An 18568-nucleotide genomic window follows, 5' to 3' on the forward strand; every position below is an offset into this window, starting at 1 on the left:
CAGTTGGTAGAGCAGAGGACTGAAAATCCTCGTGTCGTTGGTTCGATTCCGACTCTAGGCATCTTTTTTATTAATTCCTTAACTCAGTAGACTGAAATTGTTTACTGAGTTTTTTTATGATTTTTATACTTTTAACTGATAATTATGGTAATATTAAACAAGTTAATGTATGTAGTATCGATTTTTAAATGAACGGTATGAGGTATATGAAAAGATTATCAGCTGAAGATAAAAGAATAATCAAAGAAGTTCTGGACATTAAAGGATATGATCCGGATACTTTTGATCCTGAAATATTAAATGAGCTTGAAAGTAATGAAGAATACAGAGCAATCCTCAGGGAGCATGGAGGAGAAGTTCTTGGATCTGAAGAGTTTGCAAAGCTAAAAGAATTTATCCAGCATGGAAATGTAACTGTCTATGAACATTGCATTCATGTTGCTTTGTGCGCAATTAAGCTCAATAGAAAACTGTCTATTAATGGCCGTGAGAGGGAGCTTGTAAGAGGCGCGCTTCTTCATGACTATTTTCTATATGATTGGCATATAGCAGATGCACCGGGAAACATTCATCCTAAGCTTCACGGATTCTATCATCCTGGTATTGCCTTAAGAAATGCCACAAGAGATTTCGCACTTACTGAGAGAGAAAAAGACATAATTGCAAAGCATATGTGGCCGCTTACTATCAATCCACCAAGATGCAGAGAAGCGTGGATTGTTTGCCTGGCGGATAAATATGCTTCCACATTAGAGACGCTTAAGCTAAGAAAGGGAAAAATTAGAGTTAACTATGCCTGATCTTTACCAGGAACTGATAAACTTGGCAGAAAGTAATATGTATCCATTGCATATGCCAGGTCATAAGAGGAATGAGCTAAGCACCCCGATGAAGGGTGCTTTTCGTTGTGATATAACGGAAATTGACGGATATGATAATCTTCATGACGAAACAGGGATCATACTAGAGGCTGAAGAGAGGGCCAATAAGCTCTACGGAGCAGATAAGACATACTTTCTGGTAAATGGCAGTACAAGTGGTGTCTTGGCAGCTATATCAGCAGCCGTTTCAAAAAACGGAAAAATTCTTGCAGCCAGGGGAAGTCATAAATCATTTTATCATGCTGTATATCTTAGAAATCTGAATGTTAAATATCTTCCGTATAAGCAAATCGAGGGGCTGAATATTCCGGATAGTTTTTCTGCTGATGACATTGAGCATAATATAGATGATACCATTGAAGCAGTTTTTATCACATCTCCTACGTATGAAGGAATATGTTCAGATATCCGAAAAATTTCTGAAATATGCCATAGAAGAGGCATCCCATTAATTGTGGATGCAGCTCACGGAGCGCATTTTGGACTCGGTACTAATGGAACGCAGGACACAATGTTTAATAAAGAAAAGGAAGCAAATGAAGCATCAGCGGAGGCAGGATATATATCAGTCCCTGAAAATGCTGTTTCTCAGGGGGCAGATATTGTTATACATAGTGTGCACAAGACTTTACCATCGATGACACAAACGGCGCTGATCCATGTATCAGGGGACCTCATAGATAGAGCCAGATTAAAGCGCTTTTTGAGGATATATCAATCCAGTAGTCCATCTTATGTGCTTATGTCATCTATAGATCTGTGTATAAAAGAAATGGAAGAAAACGGTAACAGTTACATAGAGAATCTATTAAAATTCCGGAATAGGATTCAAAGAAAAACTTCTGATTGCAAGGTTTTGAAGGTAATTGGCAAAAATGTAATAGATGATCCCTCAAAAGTACTAGTTTCTGTCCAAGATAGCACAATGACAGGAGAGCAGTTATATGATATACTTCGTGAGGAGTATGGACTTCAGTTGGAAATGGCTGGAGAAAATACTGTTTTGGCTATCATTACAGGTTGGGATAAAGAGGAAGGAATAAACCGCTTTATAAACGCTTTAACAGAAATAGATAAAGGTCTTTCTGTTGTCAAAGATAATCGAGTTTCCCACAAAATCTCTTTTATACCTCCGCGGAAAATGAATATTTGCGATGCATGGGATGCTGATAGTGAGTTTGTTCCATTTAGCGATGCCGAAAACAGGATTGCAGCAGAGTTCGTAAATCTATATCCGCCGGGAATACCTGTTATTGTACCGGGAGAAGTTTATACAAAAGAAATAATTGATACTGTTAAGTCATATCTAGATCAAGGGCTTAACGTTCAGGGAATAGAAAAAAAGGAAGGTTTTTTATGCGTAAGACAAAAATAATTTGTACAATTGGACCAGCAAGTGAGAGTGAAGACAAGCTCCGCGAGATAATGCTTGCAGGAATGAATGTAGCCCGTTTTAATTTTTCACACGGTTCTCACGAGGAACACAAGAGAAAATACGACAGAATAAAGAAACTTAGAGACGAGCTCGGATTACCTATCGCTGTTATGCTTGATACAAAGGGCCCTGAGATCAGATTGAAGGATTTTGAAAAAGGTAAGGTAGAGCTGACAGCAGGACAGAAGTTTACTCTTACATCCCGTGATATTATGGGAACTGAGTCTGAAGTTGCAATTACCTACAAAGAGCTTACTAATGACTGCCACAAGGGAATGACTATCCTTATTGATGATGGTCTTATTGAGCTTAGAGTAGAGGAAGTTACAGAGACAGATATTGTCTGCACAGTTGTAAATGGTGGACCTGTTTCAGATAAAAAGGGTGTAAACGTACCAGGCGCTGAGCTTACAATGCCTTATCTTAGCGAGCAGGACAGAGGCGATATCGAATTTGGTTGCGAGCAGGGCTTTGATTTTGTTGCAGCTTCTTTTGTAAGAACTGCAGATGACGTACTTGCTATTCGAGAGGTATTAAAGGCTAAAAACAGCCCAATGAAGATCATTGCAAAGATCGAGAGCACACAGGGTATCAAGAATCTTGAGTCTATTCTTGATACAGCTGATGGAATCATGGTTGCCCGTGGAGATATGGGTGTTGAGGTTCCATTTGAAGATGTTCCTGTAATTCAGAAGGATATGATCAAGCTTGCTGAATCTAAGGGTAAATATGTTATCACAGCTACACAGATGCTCGATTCAATGATCCATCATCCACGTCCAACACGTGCTGAGGTTACTGACGTAGCTAACGCTATTTACGATGGAACAACAGCAATCATGCTTTCAGGAGAGACAGCATCAGGTGATTATCCTGTAGAGGCTGTTAAGACAATGGCCAGAATCGCAGAGCGTACAGAAGCAGATATTGATTACGTTGGAAGACTTCATAAAAGAGATTACGCTCCTTCAGATGTTACAAATGCCATTTCTCATGCAACATGTAACATTGCAGCAGAGGTAAATGCGGATGCTATCCTTACAGTAACAATGTCCGGATTTACAGCAGGAATGGTTTCAAGATACAAACCAAATTGCCAGATCATTGCATGCACTATCAATCCTACAGTTTGCAGACAGGCAAACCTTATGTGGGGCGTAACACCACTTCACATCAGACAGGAAGATACTGCTGATGAGCTCTTTAAAGAGGCAATCAATTCAGCCAAAAATGCAGGCTACTTAAAGAGTGGAGATAAAGTTGTTCTTACAGCAGGTGTACCACTTGGAATTCCTGGAAGAACAAATATGATTCGTGTAGAGGAGCTTTAATTAAGCTAATGGGAAAGATATTTCTTTTAATGGGAAAGAGCACCTCGGGTAAAGACACAATTTACAAGGAGCTTATTAAAAATGAAAAGCTTGGCCTTGATAAAGTTGTGCCTTACACAACCAGACCCATGAGAGATGGTGAGAAGGACGGGGTTCAGTACTTTTTTAAAAAAGAAAATGAATATCTGGAGTTGAAGTCGCAGGGCAAGATCATCGAGGAGAGGACCTATTACACCCATTATGGTGAATGGAGATATTTCACGGTGGATGATGGGCAGATCAATCTTAAAGATGGAAACTACCTTGTGATTGGTACATTGGAATCATATTGCTACATAAGAGATTATTTTGGAAAAGACAACGTGGTGCCTTTGCTTATAGATGTAGAAGCCAAAATACGTCTAAGAAGGGCTATGGATCGAGAGGATAAGCAGGAGCATCCCAAATATGATGAGATGTGCAGGCGTTTTCTTGCAGATGAAGAGGACTTTAGCGAGGACAAGATAGAGTCTGCAGGCATTACAGAAAGATTTACCAATAACGCCAAAATAGAATCATGCATAGATGAAATAACAGAATACATTGCTCAGAAAATAGGATAAAATATTAATGTAACTATGGCTGCTTTATCAGCGGGGGCAAAGTATGGATATTAGGGTAAATAATATTCAGCAGACAAATCAGGTTCAGGCGCAGGAACAGGTTCAGGAAGCTTCTGGTGATTTTAAATTTGTTCTTACCAGTAAGCTTGAGGATTCAAATCTGGCAGAGCGCCTAAATCTTATGTTGCAGGACATTGTCCAGCAGGGACAAAAGATTGGTAAACGCAATGATATCAAGGATATGCAGCGTTATCGACTGTTGATAAAAGATTTTTTGAATGAAGTAGTCACTAGATCCCATGTCTTTTCCAGAGAAAACTTCCTGGATAGAAAGGGAAGGCACCGTGTCTATGGAATAATAAGGCAGGTGGATGATGAACTGGATGAGCTTGCAAGAGAGCTTGTTAAGGATGAAAAAGACAACATTGGGATTCTTGCCAAGATAGGGCAAATAGAGGGGCTTTTGTTGGATATATTTACCTGAGGGAGTAAAGATGGCGGATTTTTCCGATATTATAGATCAAGTTCAGATGAAAGAGCACATGCAGAATGCGCTCTTAACGGATAAAGTATCTCATGCGTATATAATATCCGGGGAAACCGGCTCAGGAAAAGAGTTTATAGCAAGAGTTTTTACCAAGGCTCTATTATGTGAGCACAGGCTTGAAAAAAATGGGATGATAGAAAGCTGCAACGAGTGTCCTTCCTGTATAAAAGCACTTAGCGGTAATCATCCTGATATTATTACTCTTACCCATGAGAAACCGGGGAGTATCGGTGTTGATGATATAAGACACGGACTTAGGGATGATGTGGTGATCAGACCATATGAGAGTAATCGTAAGATTTATATAATTCCAGAAGGCGAGAAGATGACACCGGCGGCGCAGAATGCACTTCTTAAGACGCTAGAGGAGCCACCTTCATATATAGTTATTATTATTCTTACCAATAACTTAAATGCCTTTCTTCCCACAATAATCAGTAGATGCATAGTGTTGCCAATGAAGCCGGCAAAGGATGATTCCATAAAGAAGTATCTTATGGAAAATTGTCACGTAGTCGATTATAAGGCTATGTTGTGCGCATCTTTTGCGAGAGGTAATGTAGGTAAAGCTTTAGACCTTGCATCAAACGAAAAATTTGATAATCTGAAAAACGGAACAATCGAGCTTATTTCCAAGTTAAAAGCTTTGGAAATTCACGATATGATGGACAGAGTCCATGAAATACTCGCACCGGATGAAGAAAGCGAGAAGACAAGCAAAAAAGGAATCGACACCGGGGCACTTGAGGACTTTTTGGATGTTCTTATTTTTTTATTCAGAGATATGCTTGTCTATAAGGCTACAGAAAACGAGGATCACTTGATTTTCTCTGATAAGATATCGTATATTAGAAGTGTTACTGAAAAGTGTTCTTACACACAAATAGATCAGATGATCCATGATTTGGAGAGAGCCAAAAACAGGATCAATTCGAATGTTAATATAGATTTGGCATTGGAGCTGATGCTCCTTGCTGTTAAGGAGAATTTATGACAAGAGTAATCGGCGTCAGATTTAGAACGGCCGGAAAGATATATTTCTTTTCACCAGGAAAATATGTGATAAAAAAGGGCGACCATGTAATTGTAGAAACTGCGCGTGGCGTTGAGTATGGAACAGTTGTTGGCGAGCCCAGAGAAGTTGAGGATGACGAGGTCGTAAAGCCTTTAAAGCCTGTACTTAGAACAGCCAGCACCAAGGATGATGAGCAGGAGAAGGCCAATAGGGAAAAAGAAAAAGAGGCATTCAGAGTTTGTCTCGAAAAGATCAGGAAACATAATCTTGATATGAAGCTCATCGATGCTGAATATACTTTTGATAACAATAAGATTCTTTTCTACTTTACTGCAGATGGACGAATTGACTTCAGAGAGCTGGTAAAGGATCTTGCAGCTGTTTTCAAGACCAGAATTGAACTCAGACAGATCGGTGTAAGAGATGAGACCAAGATAATCGGCGGTTATGGTATTTGCGGAAGACCACTTTGCTGCCACTCATATTTGTCAGATTTTGTTCCTGTTTCCATCAAGATGGCCAAGGAACAGAGCTTATCACTTAACCCTACGAAGATATCAGGCGTGTGTGGAAGGCTTATGTGCTGCCTTAAGAACGAAGAGGATGTGTACGAAGAGCTTAACAGAAAGATGCCTGGAATCGGTGATATCTGTAAGGCGAAGGATGGACTTGAAGGCGAAGTGTCAAGTGTAAATATCCTCAGACAGACAATCAAGATTCTTGTGGACGTGGATGATGAGAAGGAAGTTCACGAGTACAAGATTGATGACATAGAGTCTATTAGAAAGAAACCAAAGAAAAAGAATCAGAATAATAAAAAGAATTCTCAGGAAGATGAGGAGATAAAAGAACTCGAGAAGCTTGAGAAGATTGAAAAACAGGAAGGAAAGTCAAAACTTGGGGACAATTGATCTAAAGCCCGGAGAAAGACTGGACGATCTGCAGCGGAACGGTTATAGAATCATTCAGGATCCGGACAAATTCTGCTTTGGAATGGATGCAGTTCTTTTGTCTGGGTTTGCGTCAGCACCGGATGGAGGAAGAGTCCTTGATCTTGGAACCGGAACAGGAATTATTCCAATACTAATGGCAGCCAAGACAGGTGCAAAAGAGCTTGTGGGACTTGAGATACAGCCTGAAAGCGCCGAAATGGCAAATCGCAGTGTGATTCTTAATGACCTGGAAGAAAAAGTAAAGATAGTCGAGGGAGACATTAAGGAGGCAGGCGAGTTATTCGAAGCTGCCTCTTTTGACGTTGTTACGAGTAATCCACCCTACATGATCGGTGGGCATGGGCTTCAGAATCCTGACGGGCCAAAGGCGATAGCAAGGCATGAGGTGCTGTGCGACCTTGAGGATGTTATAAAGGCAGCAGCCAGGTGTCTTAAGCCCGGAGGAAAGTTTTACATGGTCCACAGGCCATTCAGGCTGGCAGAGATAATGGTGGTCATGAACAGGTACAAGCTCGAGCCAAAGAGGATGAGGCTTGTTTATCCATTTATAGATAAAGAGCCCAGCATGGTCCTCATAGAAGGTGCCCGTGGTGGAAAATCCAGGATCACAGTTGAGCCGCCGCTTATAATATATGAATCTCAGCACAAATATACTAAAGAGATTTATGATATTTATGGTTTCTGAACAGTGGATTCAGGTGGTTTAACCGGGCAAAAAAGTATAAACCATAATTGAACATTTTTAGACAGGTAATAAGATGCAGGGAAAGTTATTTTTATGTGCAACTCCGATAGGTAATCTGGATGATATGACATTCAGAGTTTTAGAGACTCTGAAAAGCGTTGATCTGATTGCTGCGGAGGACACAAGAAACAGCATAAAACTGCTCAATCATTTCGACATACATACAGAAATGACGAGCTATCATGAATATAATAAATTCGATAAGGCAAAATGGCTTATTGAAAAGATGCTTTCAGGGACTAATGTTGCACTGATCACAGATGCGGGAACTCCGGCGATATCTGATCCGGGAGAGGTTTTGGTGGCAGAATGCCACAAGGCAGGAATCACAGTAACTTCGCTTCCGGGACCTGCAGCTTGTATCACGGCCCTTACTCTTTCAGGGCTCAGCACCAGAAGATTCTGTTTTGAAGGTTTTTTGCCCTCCTCTGATGACAAGAAATCCAGAAAAAGAATCCTCGAGGATCTGCAGGATGAGTCCAGGACCATGATAGTCTATGAGGCGCCTCATCATTTAAAGGCGGCATTAAATGATCTGTATGAGACTCTCGGAAACAGAAGGATCTCAATTTGCAGGGAGCTCACCAAGAAATTTGAAGAGGTTACACCAACTACAATAGAAGAAGCAATTTCTTTTTATGAAAAAAATGAGCCAAGAGGCGAATATGTTCTGGTCATTGAGGGCAAAAGCCTAAAGGAACAGGACGAAGAAAAACGTCTTTCATGGCAGGAAATGAGTATAGAAGATCACATGAAGTATTATGAGGATATGGGTGTTCCTCATAAAGATGCAATGAAGAAGGTAGCTGCTGACAGGGGTGTCGGCAAAAGAGACATTTATCAGGCTTTGTTAAAGTAAGATATTAAAAATAAAATTATATAGTGTCAGGCATCAGGAGGTTATATGGGAGAGAAGCATTATGTAGCAAAAAGGCCACCAATGGGGTGGAACAGCTGGGATTGCTATGGTGCCAGCGTAAATGAGGAGCAGCTTTTGGGTAACGCCAGATATATGGCCGAGCATCTTAAGGACTATGGCTGGGAGTACGTTATCTGCGATATTCAGTGGTATGAACCAACAGCGGATTCTCACTGGTATCATAAATTCACTGAACTTGAAATGGATGAGTATTCAAGGCTCGTACCCGCAGTGAACAGATTCCCATCTGCTAAGGATGGTAAAGGATTCAAGCCGATCGCGGATCAGATTCATGATATGGGCCTTAAGTTTGGTATACACATTATGAGAGGTATACCAAGGCAGGCTGTTCACAGAAATACAAAGCTTTTGGGGACAGATGCTACTGCAAGAGATATTGCGCATGATTCAAGCGTTTGCATGTGGAATACAGATATGTACGGTGTTGATGCAAAAGCTAATGGCGCGCAGGAGTACTACAACTCTATTTTTAAAATGTATGCGGAATGGGGCATTGACTATGTAAAAGTAGATGACATTGCAAGAGTTAATTATGCTCCTGAGGCTCCGGGTGCAGTTTTATCTGAAATTGAACTTATTAAGAACGCTATAGCAAATTGCGGCAGAGACATAGTTCTCAGCCTGTCACCGGGACCTGCTAAAGTAGAGGAGAAGGATTTTCTTTTAGCAAATGCAAATATGTGGCGTATGACAGATGATTTCTGGGATAAATGGGAACACCTCTACGGAATGTTTGAAAGATGCCATGCTTGGCAGGGAGTTGGCTGCAAGGACCACTGGCCGGATTGCGATATGCTCCCACTTGGACACGTATGTGTCTGCAATCAGGAAGGCAGTGAAAAGGGGCATTATACTCACTTCTCACACGATGAGCAAAAGATACTTATGACACTTTGGTGCATATTCAGATCTCCACTTATGTTTGGCGGAGAGCTTAGGGATAATGATGAGTTTACCGACAGCCTTCTTACTAACGAGAGAATCATGAACATGCATAAGAATGGCAGAAAAGCCAGACAGATTTTGAGAAAAGACGACTTTGTCATCTGGAGAAGCGTAACAAAGGACGGAAAGCTTTATCTTGCTCTTTTCAACATCAGCGAGGAAGAGAAGAAAATCAAATTAAAGCTTAAGGACATAGGTCTTTCTCCAAGGAAGAGATATCAGGCTGTAGAGATGTGGAGCAATGTGGCAAAAGAGCTGTCAAATGGCGAGAAGTTTAAGCTTAAACCACATACCGTATTGTGCTTTGAAATTGACAATTATTTACAGTAATTTTATAGATATTTTGCATTAAAAAACTTGTTAAAACTTTGACTTTGTAGTATAAAAGTAGTATCGGGCGTAATTTTCCGATATTTACAATGTGCAACTACGGGTTATCAGATTATTTTATTAATTTGTCCGTAAAAACAATTATTATAAGAAAAGAGGATAGCAAAATGGCAAACATCGATTTAAGCCAGTATGGCATCACAGGAGTAAAAGAAGTCGTTTACAATCCATCATACGAGCAGCTTTTTGCTGATGAGACAGATCCTAGCCTTGAGGGCTTTGACAAGGGTCAGGAAACAGAGCTTGGCGCTGTAAACGTAATGACAGGTATTTATACAGGCCGTTCTCCAAAAGATAAGTTCATTGTAGAAGATGAGAAGTCTAAGGACACAGTATGGTGGACATCTGAGGAATATCCTAACGATAACCACAGAGCATCTCAGGCAGCTTGGGAAGCTTGCAAAAAGCTTGCTGTAGAAGAGCTTTCAAACAAGAAGCTTTATGTAGTAGATGGTTTCTGCGGAGCTAACAAAGACACACGTCTTGCAGTTCGTTTCATTATGGAAGTAGCTTGGCAGGCTCACTTTGTTAAGAACATGTTCATCCGTCCTACAGAGGAAGAGCAGGCTAATTTCAAGCCTGATTTCGTTGTTTACAATGCTTCTAAGGCTAAGGTTGAGAACTATAAGGAACTCGGACTTAACTCTGAGACAGCAGTTCTTTTCAACGTAACAAGCAAAGAACAGGTTATCCTTAATACATGGTACGGCGGAGAGATGAAGAAAGGTCTGTTCTCAATGCAGAACTACTTCCTTCCACTTCAGGGCATGGCTTCTATGCACTGCTCAGCCAACACAGATATGGAAGGTAAGCACACAGCTATCTTCTTCGGTCTTTCAGGAACAGGTAAGACAACTCTTTCAACAGATCCTAAGAGACTCCTCATCGGTGATGACGAGCACGGCTGGGATGACAACGGTGTATTCAACCTTGAAGGTGGTTGCTATGCTAAGGTTATCGGTCTTGATAAAGAGTCTGAGCCTGATATCTACAATGCAATCAAGAGAAATGCTCTTCTTGAGAACGTAACAGTAGATGCTAACGGCAAGATTGATTTTGACGATAAGAGCGTTACAGAGAATACTCGTGTATCATATCCTATCGAGTTCATCGATAAGATTGCTCAGAAGGTAAACAAGGTTTCAGCTGGTCCTGATGCTGAGAACGTAATCTTCCTTTCAGCAGATGCTTTCGGAGTACTTCCTCCTGTATCAATCCTTACACCTGAACAGACACAGTACTACTTCCTTTCAGGCTTCACAGCTAAGCTTGCTGGAACAGAGAGAGGAATCACAGAGCCTACACCTACATTCTCAGCTTGCTTCGGACAGGCATTCCTTGAGCTTCATCCTACAAAGTACGCTCAGGAACTTGTTAAGAAGATGCAGAAGAGCGGAGCTAAGGCTTACCTTGTAAACACAGGTTGGAACGGAACAGGCAAGAGAATTTCTATTAAGGATACTCGTGGAATCATCGATGCAATCCTTAGCGGAGACGTTCTTAAGGCTGAGACAAAGAAGATTCCTTACTTCGATTTCGAAGTACCTACATCTCTTCCAGGAGTTGATCCAGCTATCCTTGATCCTAGAGATACATATGCTAACGCTTCTGAGTGGGAAGAGAAGGCAAAGGATCTTGCTGCAAGATTCCAGAAGAACTTCGTTAAGTACACAGGCAACGATGCTGGTAAGGCACTTGTATCAGCTGGTCCTCAGCTTTGATTCATTGACTGAAAATAGATTTTAGAAGTTTATTTGTCGCTCGGGATTTTTCCCAGTGATACATAACGAAAATAATTAAACCCACCATGACTTATTAAACGATTGTTTAAAGCATAAGTCATGGTGGGTTAATTCTTTTCTATGTATCATCTGTTCAAAATAAATCGCTCCAAATAAACTTCTAAAACTATTTTGCGGACAGATAGATGTAAAGCGAAGAAGAGAGATGAGAAAATGAGTACTTTTTTAGATTATGCACCGATTATCTTTATGGATATAAAAGAACCGATTAAGATAAAAAAAGTTGGCTATGAAATATATACAGAAAATGGGGCTAGAAGTAAGTCTTTTAACAGGACCTTTGATTTTGAAAATTTCAAAGGGGCAGTAAAAGTTATAGAATACGCGTATTACCTGGATTATGATATTCAGCATTTATATGACCTTGAGCATATCTGGATATATATTGATGATTATGACAACATCGTAGGAGCTGAAGGGAGTTACCACGGAAGATTTTTGAATGCTCTGGTTCCTGAGCTTACTTCGTTCAATAAAAAGGATGCTCTGGGTGAAGAGTTTTTTGTAAAGAGAGGCAATAGCGCTGAGATAGTTTATCCAAAGGGCAGCAGGCTGATAATGTACTCCCAGCCAGGGAAGCATGCAATGCTTTGTAGTCCCAAGGTGATGTACTTGTACACGGAGCTTTTTGAGAGCTGCGAAAGGCTGGCTGGTATCCACGGATTGGATGCACCGGAAAGATATCTTAAGGATATTCATATAACGGATGAAGAGAATGAGAAGGTTGTTAAGTACATAAAAGAGAATTTTTCATTTGAACCGTCAATGGAATTTGAGGAAGTTTCAATTCCTGAAACAGACTACATGCCCTGGGATGAGCTGGCAGAGCAGATTCCAATATTTATTAAAGACCAGCTAAAAGCTATACTTTATTGTAAACAGACGCAGCCGAGCTGAAAGTATATTGGCAAATGAGATAATAAGATGTTGCCTTTCAGGATTGCGTGCAATATAATTATATAAAACATAACCATGATTGCTACATTTTTTATAAAGGAGATGAAAAAGATGGAGAGAGTTGCACAGTTTCTTAAAGACGCAGGAACATATTATCTTGCTACAGTAGAGGGTGATCAGCCAAGAGTAAGACCTTTTGGTACAGCTCACATTTTTGAAGGAAAGCTTTACATTCAGACAGGAAAAGTAAAGGATGTGTCAAAGCAGATCCATGCTAATCCTAAGGTTGAGATTTGTGCTTTCAAAGGCGGAGAATGGCTTCGTGTAGCAGGTGAGCTCGTAGAAGATGACAGAGTTGAAGCTCGTCAGTCCATGCTTGATGCTTATCCATCACTTCAGAACATGTATAAAGCTGATGATGGAAACACAGAAGTATTCTATCTTAAGAATGCAACTGCAACATTCAGCTCATTCACTAGCGAGCCTGAAGTTGTTAAGTTCTAAATAAACTCCTCATAACGTGAAAAAGCTGCTCAGTGTTCTACTGAGCAGCTTTTTCAGTTAGAAATATTTCGCTTGATTTTTTTATTTTATAAATTCTCAACTGATTTGCTCAGATCTCATCGCTTCCTTTAAGTTCTTTTATCTTTCCAAGAATCTGTTTTTCATTAAAAGTAAAGAAGATGCAGGCTCCGATAAAGCAGCAGATAAATGCAACAAGTGCTGTCAAACGGTAGCTCTGTTTGGTTTGTGAAACAGTAATTGATGTGAAGATTACCATTGCAAGCGCCTGCCCCATCTTAAAGGCAAATGTTCTTGCTGCAAAGAACATACCGCTTCTGTCTTCACCTGTTTCAAGTCTTGTAAGCTCAGCAACATCCGCAACGCAGGCCTGAGGAAGGATACCGAGGATGGCCATAGGGATAGCTGCTGTTACAGCGATGATGAATCCCCAATGAAGACCTTTTCCGCAGAATACTGTGATAGCAAAAACGCAGCAGTATGCGAAAAATCCGATGATAATAAGTGTCTTTTTACCAATCTTCTTGGCAAGAAGGTTTACCAGAGGATAGAGCATAACACTTATGGCTGTCATAGTAGCAGTTAAAACAAAGGTCCAGGTATCCTCAATCTCCATAAGCTTGGTCTCATAGAAGGCAAGACCTGTCTGGAAAAGAGTCAGTGCAAAGAAATAGATAACATCGCTATATACGAAGTGACGGAACTGAACATTTGAAAAAGTCTGGGCAAGGGACTTAAAAGGCTTGGTATCGCTTGGTGTGCTGTCGATATAGTCTTTTTCATTAATATAAAATGCAGGGATGAGCATTGCGATACATGCAATTGCAGACATGATAGCAACTGACAGGCGGATAGCACCCTTTTGTCCGGCTACCCCTGTAAGCGCTCCTGCAAGGTTTGGAAGCAGGAACGAAATACTCTGACCAACGATAAAAGTAAATGAAATATAAGTTGAAACGTTGATCCTGTGCTGCTGTGTATCACCGAGCTCTGCAATAAGAGCGTTGTATGGAGTGCAGAACATGGTCATGAAGAGGTAAAAGACCATGAGCAGAACAAAAAGGATAACGTCGTTAGCTGCAATTACGGATGTCTGAGGAAGCGCAAAAAGTCCAATTGTGCAAAGTGAAAATGGAATTGCCATTGCGCGTAAGAATGGGATTCGACGGCCTTTTTTGTTGGAGCATCTGTCGGACCATCCTGCGATCAGAGGATCTGTTATGGCGTCAAATATTCTTCCCGCAGCAAGAACAAGACCAAATAATGTTAATTTAAAAAGAATCGGTTCCTGAGTTATGCTTGATGCAAAGAGCCCTGTGTTTGGATTCTGAGCATCGGGACTTCCGGTGTAGTAGTACACCATCCAGTTAGATACGATTCCGGATAAAAGACTCCATCCAAACTGCCCCAATGCAAAAATCCACAAAAGTTTGTTAGTAATAGGTTTTAGCTGTTTCATGATGTAAGCGTCCTTTCGAAGTTTATGGAACTATTATAACGCAAATCGGTTTCCAATAGTTAATAATAAATAGCAGAAAAAGTAAGTAAACCGGCAGATGATCATATACAGAATCTTTGGCGGTTTATATAGAGTAGTAGATATAGAAGTTCAAGGGAGAAAATCATGATCAGTAATCCTATACTAAAGGGCTTTCACCCGGATCCCTCAATCATAAGAGTTGGAGACGATTATTATATTGCGACTTCAACATTTGAATGGTGGCCCGGTGTCAGGCTTCATCACTCGAAAGATTTAAAGAACTGGGAATTAATAGAGTACCCATTAAATCGTGTGAGCCAACTTGATCTAAGAGGAGTTGGTCCATCACAGGGTATATGGGCGCCCTGCCTTACATATGAAAATGGAATATTTTATTTAGTCTACACAATAGTGCGTTCATTCTACTGCAACATGTATGACACGGAAAATTTCCTTGTTACGGCCACAGACATACATGGCCCTTGGAGTGAACCGGTACCGCTTAATAACTTTGGCTTTGATCCATCTCTTTTTCATGATGATGATGGGAAAAAGTACATGGTGTCGATGGTTACTGACCACAGAGTGCCCAAAAAGTATGCTGGAAGAATAGTTCTGCAGGAATATGATTCCAAAGCACAGCGCATGATCGGTGAGGCAAAAGATATTTTTACAGCAGCAGATATCTTTTTAGAAGGACCGCATATTTTTAAGAGGAATGGCTGGTATTACCTTTTTTGCGCAGATACCGGAACGGGCGAATTGCATGGGCAGTCAGTTCTTCGCTCCAGAAGCATCTGGGGTCCATATGAGATGAAAAAAGATAGACCGGAAAAATGGGAAAACGGCGATGCCTATTCGATCATGACATCCAGGCATTATCCGGATATCCGCCTTCAGAAGGCAGGCCATTGTGACATGGTGGAAACTCAGGAAGGCGATTGGCACATGGTTCATCTGTGCGGAAGACCAAGTGATAAAAGAAATCCGGAAACAGTAGAGCGATTTAAAAATGCCAGAAGATACATGTTGGGCAGAGAGACTTCAATACAGAAAGTTATATGGAAGGACGACTGGCCATATCTGTATAGCGAGATTGATGAAAAGATCACATCGGTTCCCCAGGACGAAATTTTTGAACTATCCTCTGAGAAAAAATTAAATGCAAGCAGTGCAGAATGTGAGGAAATTTCTACAGAAGAGAAACAGACGAACTTTGATCGAGATGATTTTAATAGCCGGGAGTTAAATCTTGATTATCAGTCACTTCGCATTCCTATGGATGAGAGATATCTTTCTCTATCAGAAAGACCGGGGTATTTGCGACTTTTTGGCAGGAGTGGGCTCTCATCGCAGTTTTCCCAAAGCCTCATAGCAAAAAGAATGACGTCCTATCACATGGAGGTAGAAACAGAAGTTGAATATGAGCCAAAAGTATTTAAGCAGATGGCGGGACTCATTTTCATGTATGACACAGAGAATTATCTTTATCTCCATATCACGCATGATGAAGACATTGGGAAATGCATAACATTACTAAAATATGAGAACAAGAAAGCGGAGTATTTAAGTGAATATGTTCCGATACCGGAAAATAAACCTGTGAGATTGAAACTTACGATAGACGGATCTGATGCAATATTTGGATACAGCGTGGGAAAGCCGGATAACAGCAATTGTAGTACAGAGCAAATTGCACCACCTGTAGATGCAAGCTTTTTATCAGACGAAGCCTGCAATCAGGGATGGTTCACTGGGGCAATGATAGGCATATGCACCCAGGACCTGACGGGCTTTGGGCTAAATGCAGATTTTGATTATTTTGAAGTAAGAACGGATTGAGGAAAAGAGATATGAATGAAATGTATTGTTTGTGGGCAGAGAAGGAGCTTAAAAAAGTAAAGGAAAAGCTTGAATGGGTTTCTGAAAATAATAAATATAAACTTCCTTATACCACAAATGAAAACGGTATATACGACAACCGGGCTGATTCTGAAAAAGAATTCCGAATAGACGACGGAGTAAACTGGTGGACTAACGGGTTCTGGTCAGGTATACTCTGGCTTTTATATCATGACACAAGGGACTATAAATACTGCGAATATGCAAGAATTCAGGAGAAGCTGTTGGCGCCTTCCTTTGAAATGTATTATGGCCTTCATCATGATGTTGGGTTCATGTTTGTTCCAAGTGCAGTTGCGGATTTCAGGCTGACAGGTAATACAGAGGCCAGAAGGACGGCACTTCATGCAGCCAGTCTCCTTGCAGGAAGATTTAATGAAAAGGGAAAGTATATAAGAGCCTGGAATGATCTTGATGACTGCGATACCAGAGGATGGGCTATTGTAGACTGTATGTTTAACATATCACTCCTGTTCTGGGCAAGCAGAGAGACAAAAGACCCAAGATATGCCCACATAGCAAAAGCTCACGCTACTACCGTCAAGAACTGTTTCGTAAGAGAAAACGGTTCAGTATGTCATATTGTAGAATTTGATCCTGTATCAGGAAAAAGAATAAAGAGCTACGGTGGCCAGGGATATGCTCACGGAAGCTCCTGGACAAGAGGCCAGGGATGGGGACTATACGGTTTTACAAGTGCTTACAGAAATTCAGGCGATGATGCGTATTTAAGGACAGCAGAAAAAATAGCGGATTATTGCCTTTCAAAGATAGATGACAGTGGGATCATACCAATAGACTTTGACCAGCCTAAAGAGCCGGCTTATGAAGATTCCTGCGGAGCCTGCATAATAGCGGGAGGACTTATGGATCTGTCTGAGCACATGGAAGATGAAGAAAAGAAAAATAAATATTTAGACACAGCATTTAAGATCATTAAAACCATAGCAGAAAAAAGGGCAGATTACAGCAGTGACTGTGAAGCAATCGTAAAGAACTGTTCAGCATCCTATCATAATAAGAAACACCATGAGACTATGGTTTATGCAGATTATTTCTATATTGAAGCGCTTTATAAACTTGCAGGATCTGAATTTGTAATGTGGTAAATCTATCTCCAATTGCTATTTCGATAATCTGTTGGAGTCTGCCCAATAAATTTTTTAAACTGCCTCATGAAATGCAGGTCATTTTCATAACCGCATATATCTGCAATTTCTTTTATGCTAAGGTCGGTGGTGGTCAGGTAATACTGAGCCGAGCGAAGGCGCGCCGATATTATATCCTTTTGGCAGGAGGTATCAAAAAACTCTTTATACAAGTGTTGGAAATGAGAAACACTTATATAAAGTTCATCAGCCAGAGCATTGATCGACCAGTTATTGGCAGGGGAATTATAAATGGCAGTTCTGATCTGTGAAAGCTCTAAATAAAGCTTTGGTGCTCGCTCAGTCGGAACTGTTGAAAACTGCTCTTTTACCAGCAACAAAAAAAGATGCATGTAGTGGTTGGTCAACGAAGCAGTATATTCTGAATTCTTGTGAAAAGACTTGGACATGAGTTCTACAACATTAGTCAGACTTCTGAAATCATATGGGTAAAGCACCTTGGATGTTGGAATAGAGAGCTCGTCAAAGAACTCCTGATCCTCTTTATCAAGCCTGAAGTGAATCCAGTCATCATTATAGCCAATTTCATCCCTGCCATATTTGATAGGGGATTTTGGCGGAAAGATTATAAGCATATTGGGTTTGGTCTGGATCTTTTTACCATCAATTTCAAACCAGGCATCAGTCTTGACCAAAAGAGCTAAATATTCGTCAGAAGTCAGATTATAAGAGATATTGCAAGGCTTTTTGTGATTAGAATCATAACCGCAGATCGATACCGAAATCATTTCTTATCTCCAAATAATTGCATAATAAGTCAGTTAATAATCATATTAGAACATAGTTTTTACCATGTCAAAAAGATTACACTATAACTACTTTAAGGAATAAAAGTAACAAGGGGGTTACGATGAATAAAGTAAAAAGCATCTTTGCAGAACTGCATAAAAATAAAGTTCTGTATCTGATGATGGTTCCAACTATTATATGGGTTACGGAAGTTTGACAGTCTAGCCTCATAAATCTTAGTTCATAATACCCCTCAAGCCCGCATAAAGACTGATATTTCAGT

General features: G+C 40.5%; 18 protein-coding genes. 15 read left to right on the forward strand and 3 right to left on the reverse strand.

The window, feature by feature from the left end; genetic code table 11:
• Positions 1–206 precede the first annotated feature (206 nt).
• From E7303_RS16545 to E7303_RS16605, 13 genes are all read left to right on the forward strand, one after another.
• Entirely contained in the window at positions 207–800 is a 594-nt protein-coding gene (locus tag E7303_RS16545) for an HD domain-containing protein (protein ID WP_292146521.1), read from the forward strand.
• Positions 801–852: 52 nt separating this feature from the next.
• Positions 853–2256, forward strand: coding sequence for an aminotransferase class I/II-fold pyridoxal phosphate-dependent enzyme (locus tag E7303_RS16550; RefSeq protein ID WP_292146537.1), 1404 nt, complete (start codon positions 853–855; stop codon positions 2254–2256).
• Positions 2238–3647 carry a pyruvate kinase gene (gene pyk, locus E7303_RS16555; protein WP_292146523.1) on the forward strand — a complete coding sequence of 470 codons (1410 nt, stop codon included), beginning with the start codon at positions 2238–2240 and terminating at the stop codon, positions 3645–3647. The genes E7303_RS16550 and pyk overlap by 19 nt, the downstream gene beginning before the upstream one ends.
• 8 nt (positions 3648–3655) lie before the next feature.
• The gene (locus E7303_RS16560; RefSeq protein WP_292146524.1) at positions 3656–4249 is read left to right on the forward strand and encodes a guanylate kinase; all 594 of its coding nucleotides are present in this window, start codon (positions 3656–3658) and stop codon (positions 4247–4249) included.
• Between the two features lie 43 nt (positions 4250–4292).
• Positions 4293–4733, forward strand: a complete 441-nt coding sequence (locus E7303_RS16565) for a YaaR family protein (protein ID WP_022772618.1) — start codon at positions 4293–4295, stop codon at positions 4731–4733.
• A gap of 10 nt (positions 4734–4743) precedes the next feature.
• Complete coding sequence (locus E7303_RS16570; protein WP_292146525.1) at positions 4744–5790, forward strand: DNA polymerase III subunit; 1047 nt, start codon at positions 4744–4746, stop codon at positions 5788–5790.
• Positions 5787–6722: a PSP1 domain-containing protein gene (locus E7303_RS16575; protein ID WP_292146527.1), complete on the forward strand. Its 936-nt coding sequence runs from the start codon at positions 5787–5789 to the stop codon at positions 6720–6722. The genes E7303_RS16570 and E7303_RS16575 overlap by 4 nt, the downstream gene beginning before the upstream one ends.
• An 82-nt stretch (positions 6723–6804) precedes the next feature.
• Complete coding sequence (locus E7303_RS16580) at positions 6805–7449, forward strand: tRNA1(Val) (adenine(37)-N6)-methyltransferase (RefSeq protein ID WP_442861655.1); 645 nt, start codon at positions 6805–6807, stop codon at positions 7447–7449.
• A gap of 73 nt (positions 7450–7522) precedes the next feature.
• On the forward strand, positions 7523–8368 hold the full coding sequence (gene rsmI / locus E7303_RS16585; protein ID WP_292146528.1) for a 16S rRNA (cytidine(1402)-2'-O)-methyltransferase: 846 nt from the start codon (positions 7523–7525) through the stop codon (positions 8366–8368).
• Between the two features lie 45 nt (positions 8369–8413).
• Positions 8414–9724 carry an alpha-galactosidase gene (locus tag E7303_RS16590; protein ID WP_292146529.1) on the forward strand — a complete coding sequence of 437 codons (1311 nt, stop codon included), beginning with the start codon at positions 8414–8416 and terminating at the stop codon, positions 9722–9724.
• A gap of 167 nt (positions 9725–9891) precedes the next feature.
• Positions 9892–11505 carry a phosphoenolpyruvate carboxykinase (ATP) gene (gene pckA / locus E7303_RS16595; protein ID WP_292146530.1) on the forward strand — a complete coding sequence of 538 codons (1614 nt, stop codon included), beginning with the start codon at positions 9892–9894 and terminating at the stop codon, positions 11503–11505.
• Positions 11506–11739: 234 nt separating this feature from the next.
• On the forward strand, positions 11740–12483 hold the full coding sequence (locus E7303_RS16600; RefSeq protein ID WP_292146531.1) for a hypothetical protein: 744 nt from the start codon (positions 11740–11742) through the stop codon (positions 12481–12483).
• 111 nt (positions 12484–12594) lie between these two features.
• A complete protein-coding gene (locus E7303_RS16605; RefSeq protein WP_022772607.1) occupies positions 12595–12987 on the forward strand; it encodes a pyridoxamine 5'-phosphate oxidase family protein in 393 nt (130 codons plus the stop codon).
• 109 nt (positions 12988–13096) lie between these two features.
• Here E7303_RS16605 and E7303_RS16610 read toward each other — a convergent pair whose 3' ends face one another.
• Complete coding sequence (locus E7303_RS16610; RefSeq protein ID WP_292146532.1) at positions 13097–14464, reverse strand: MFS transporter; 1368 nt, start codon at positions 14462–14464, stop codon at positions 13097–13099.
• A 165-nt stretch (positions 14465–14629) separates the two neighbouring features.
• On the opposite strand from E7303_RS16610, the gene E7303_RS16615 reads away from it, so the two are divergent.
• Entirely contained in the window at positions 14630–16327 is a 1698-nt protein-coding gene (locus E7303_RS16615; protein WP_292146533.1) for a glycoside hydrolase family 43 protein, read from the forward strand.
• An 11-nt stretch (positions 16328–16338) separates the two neighbouring features.
• The gene (locus tag E7303_RS16620) at positions 16339–17496 is read left to right on the forward strand and encodes a glycoside hydrolase family 88 protein (RefSeq protein ID WP_292146534.1); all 1158 of its coding nucleotides are present in this window, start codon (positions 16339–16341) and stop codon (positions 17494–17496) included.
• Between the two features lie 2 nt (positions 17497–17498).
• Here E7303_RS16620 and E7303_RS16625 read toward each other — a convergent pair whose 3' ends face one another.
• On the reverse strand, positions 17499–18284 hold the full coding sequence (locus tag E7303_RS16625; RefSeq protein ID WP_292146535.1) for an AraC family transcriptional regulator: 786 nt from the start codon (positions 18282–18284) through the stop codon (positions 17499–17501).
• A 76-nt stretch (positions 18285–18360) separates the two neighbouring features.
• On the reverse strand, positions 18361–18568 hold a 208-nt coding region (locus E7303_RS16630), incomplete at its 5' end, for a hypothetical protein (protein ID WP_292146536.1).

Source organism: Butyrivibrio sp. (assembly GCF_015056685.1).
Lineage (GTDB): Bacteria > Bacillota > Clostridia > Lachnospirales > Lachnospiraceae > Butyrivibrio.

Coding starts and splice junctions, on each gene's coding strand:
- E7303_RS16605 (WP_022772607.1), top strand. CDS start 12,595: ATGGAGAGAGTTGCACAGTTTCTTAAAGACGCAGGAACATATTATCTT.
- E7303_RS16570 (WP_292146525.1), top strand. CDS start 4,744: ATGGCGGATTTTTCCGATATTATAGATCAAGTTCAGATGAAAGAGCAC.
- E7303_RS16590 (WP_292146529.1), top strand. CDS start 8,414: ATGGGAGAGAAGCATTATGTAGCAAAAAGGCCACCAATGGGGTGGAAC.
- rsmI (WP_292146528.1), top strand. CDS start 7,523: ATGCAGGGAAAGTTATTTTTATGTGCAACTCCGATAGGTAATCTGGAT.
- E7303_RS16625 (WP_292146535.1), bottom strand. CDS start 18,284: ATGATTTCGGTATCGATCTGCGGTTATGATTCTAATCACAAAAAGCCT.
- E7303_RS16580 (WP_442861655.1), top strand. CDS start 6,805: ATGGATGCAGTTCTTTTGTCTGGGTTTGCGTCAGCACCGGATGGAGGA.
- E7303_RS16560 (WP_292146524.1), top strand. CDS start 3,656: ATGGGAAAGATATTTCTTTTAATGGGAAAGAGCACCTCGGGTAAAGAC.
- pyk (WP_292146523.1), top strand. CDS start 2,238: ATGCGTAAGACAAAAATAATTTGTACAATTGGACCAGCAAGTGAGAGT.
- E7303_RS16575 (WP_292146527.1), top strand. CDS start 5,787: ATGACAAGAGTAATCGGCGTCAGATTTAGAACGGCCGGAAAGATATAT.
- E7303_RS16600 (WP_292146531.1), top strand. CDS start 11,740: ATGAGTACTTTTTTAGATTATGCACCGATTATCTTTATGGATATAAAA.
- E7303_RS16550 (WP_292146537.1), top strand. CDS start 853: ATGCCAGGTCATAAGAGGAATGAGCTAAGCACCCCGATGAAGGGTGCT.
- E7303_RS16565 (WP_022772618.1), top strand. CDS start 4,293: ATGGATATTAGGGTAAATAATATTCAGCAGACAAATCAGGTTCAGGCG.
- E7303_RS16545 (WP_292146521.1), top strand. CDS start 207: ATGAAAAGATTATCAGCTGAAGATAAAAGAATAATCAAAGAAGTTCTG.
- E7303_RS16610 (WP_292146532.1), bottom strand. CDS start 14,464: ATGAAACAGCTAAAACCTATTACTAACAAACTTTTGTGGATTTTTGCA.
- E7303_RS16615 (WP_292146533.1), top strand. CDS start 14,630: ATGATCAGTAATCCTATACTAAAGGGCTTTCACCCGGATCCCTCAATC.
- E7303_RS16620 (WP_292146534.1), top strand. CDS start 16,339: ATGAATGAAATGTATTGTTTGTGGGCAGAGAAGGAGCTTAAAAAAGTA.
- pckA (WP_292146530.1), top strand. CDS start 9,892: ATGGCAAACATCGATTTAAGCCAGTATGGCATCACAGGAGTAAAAGAA.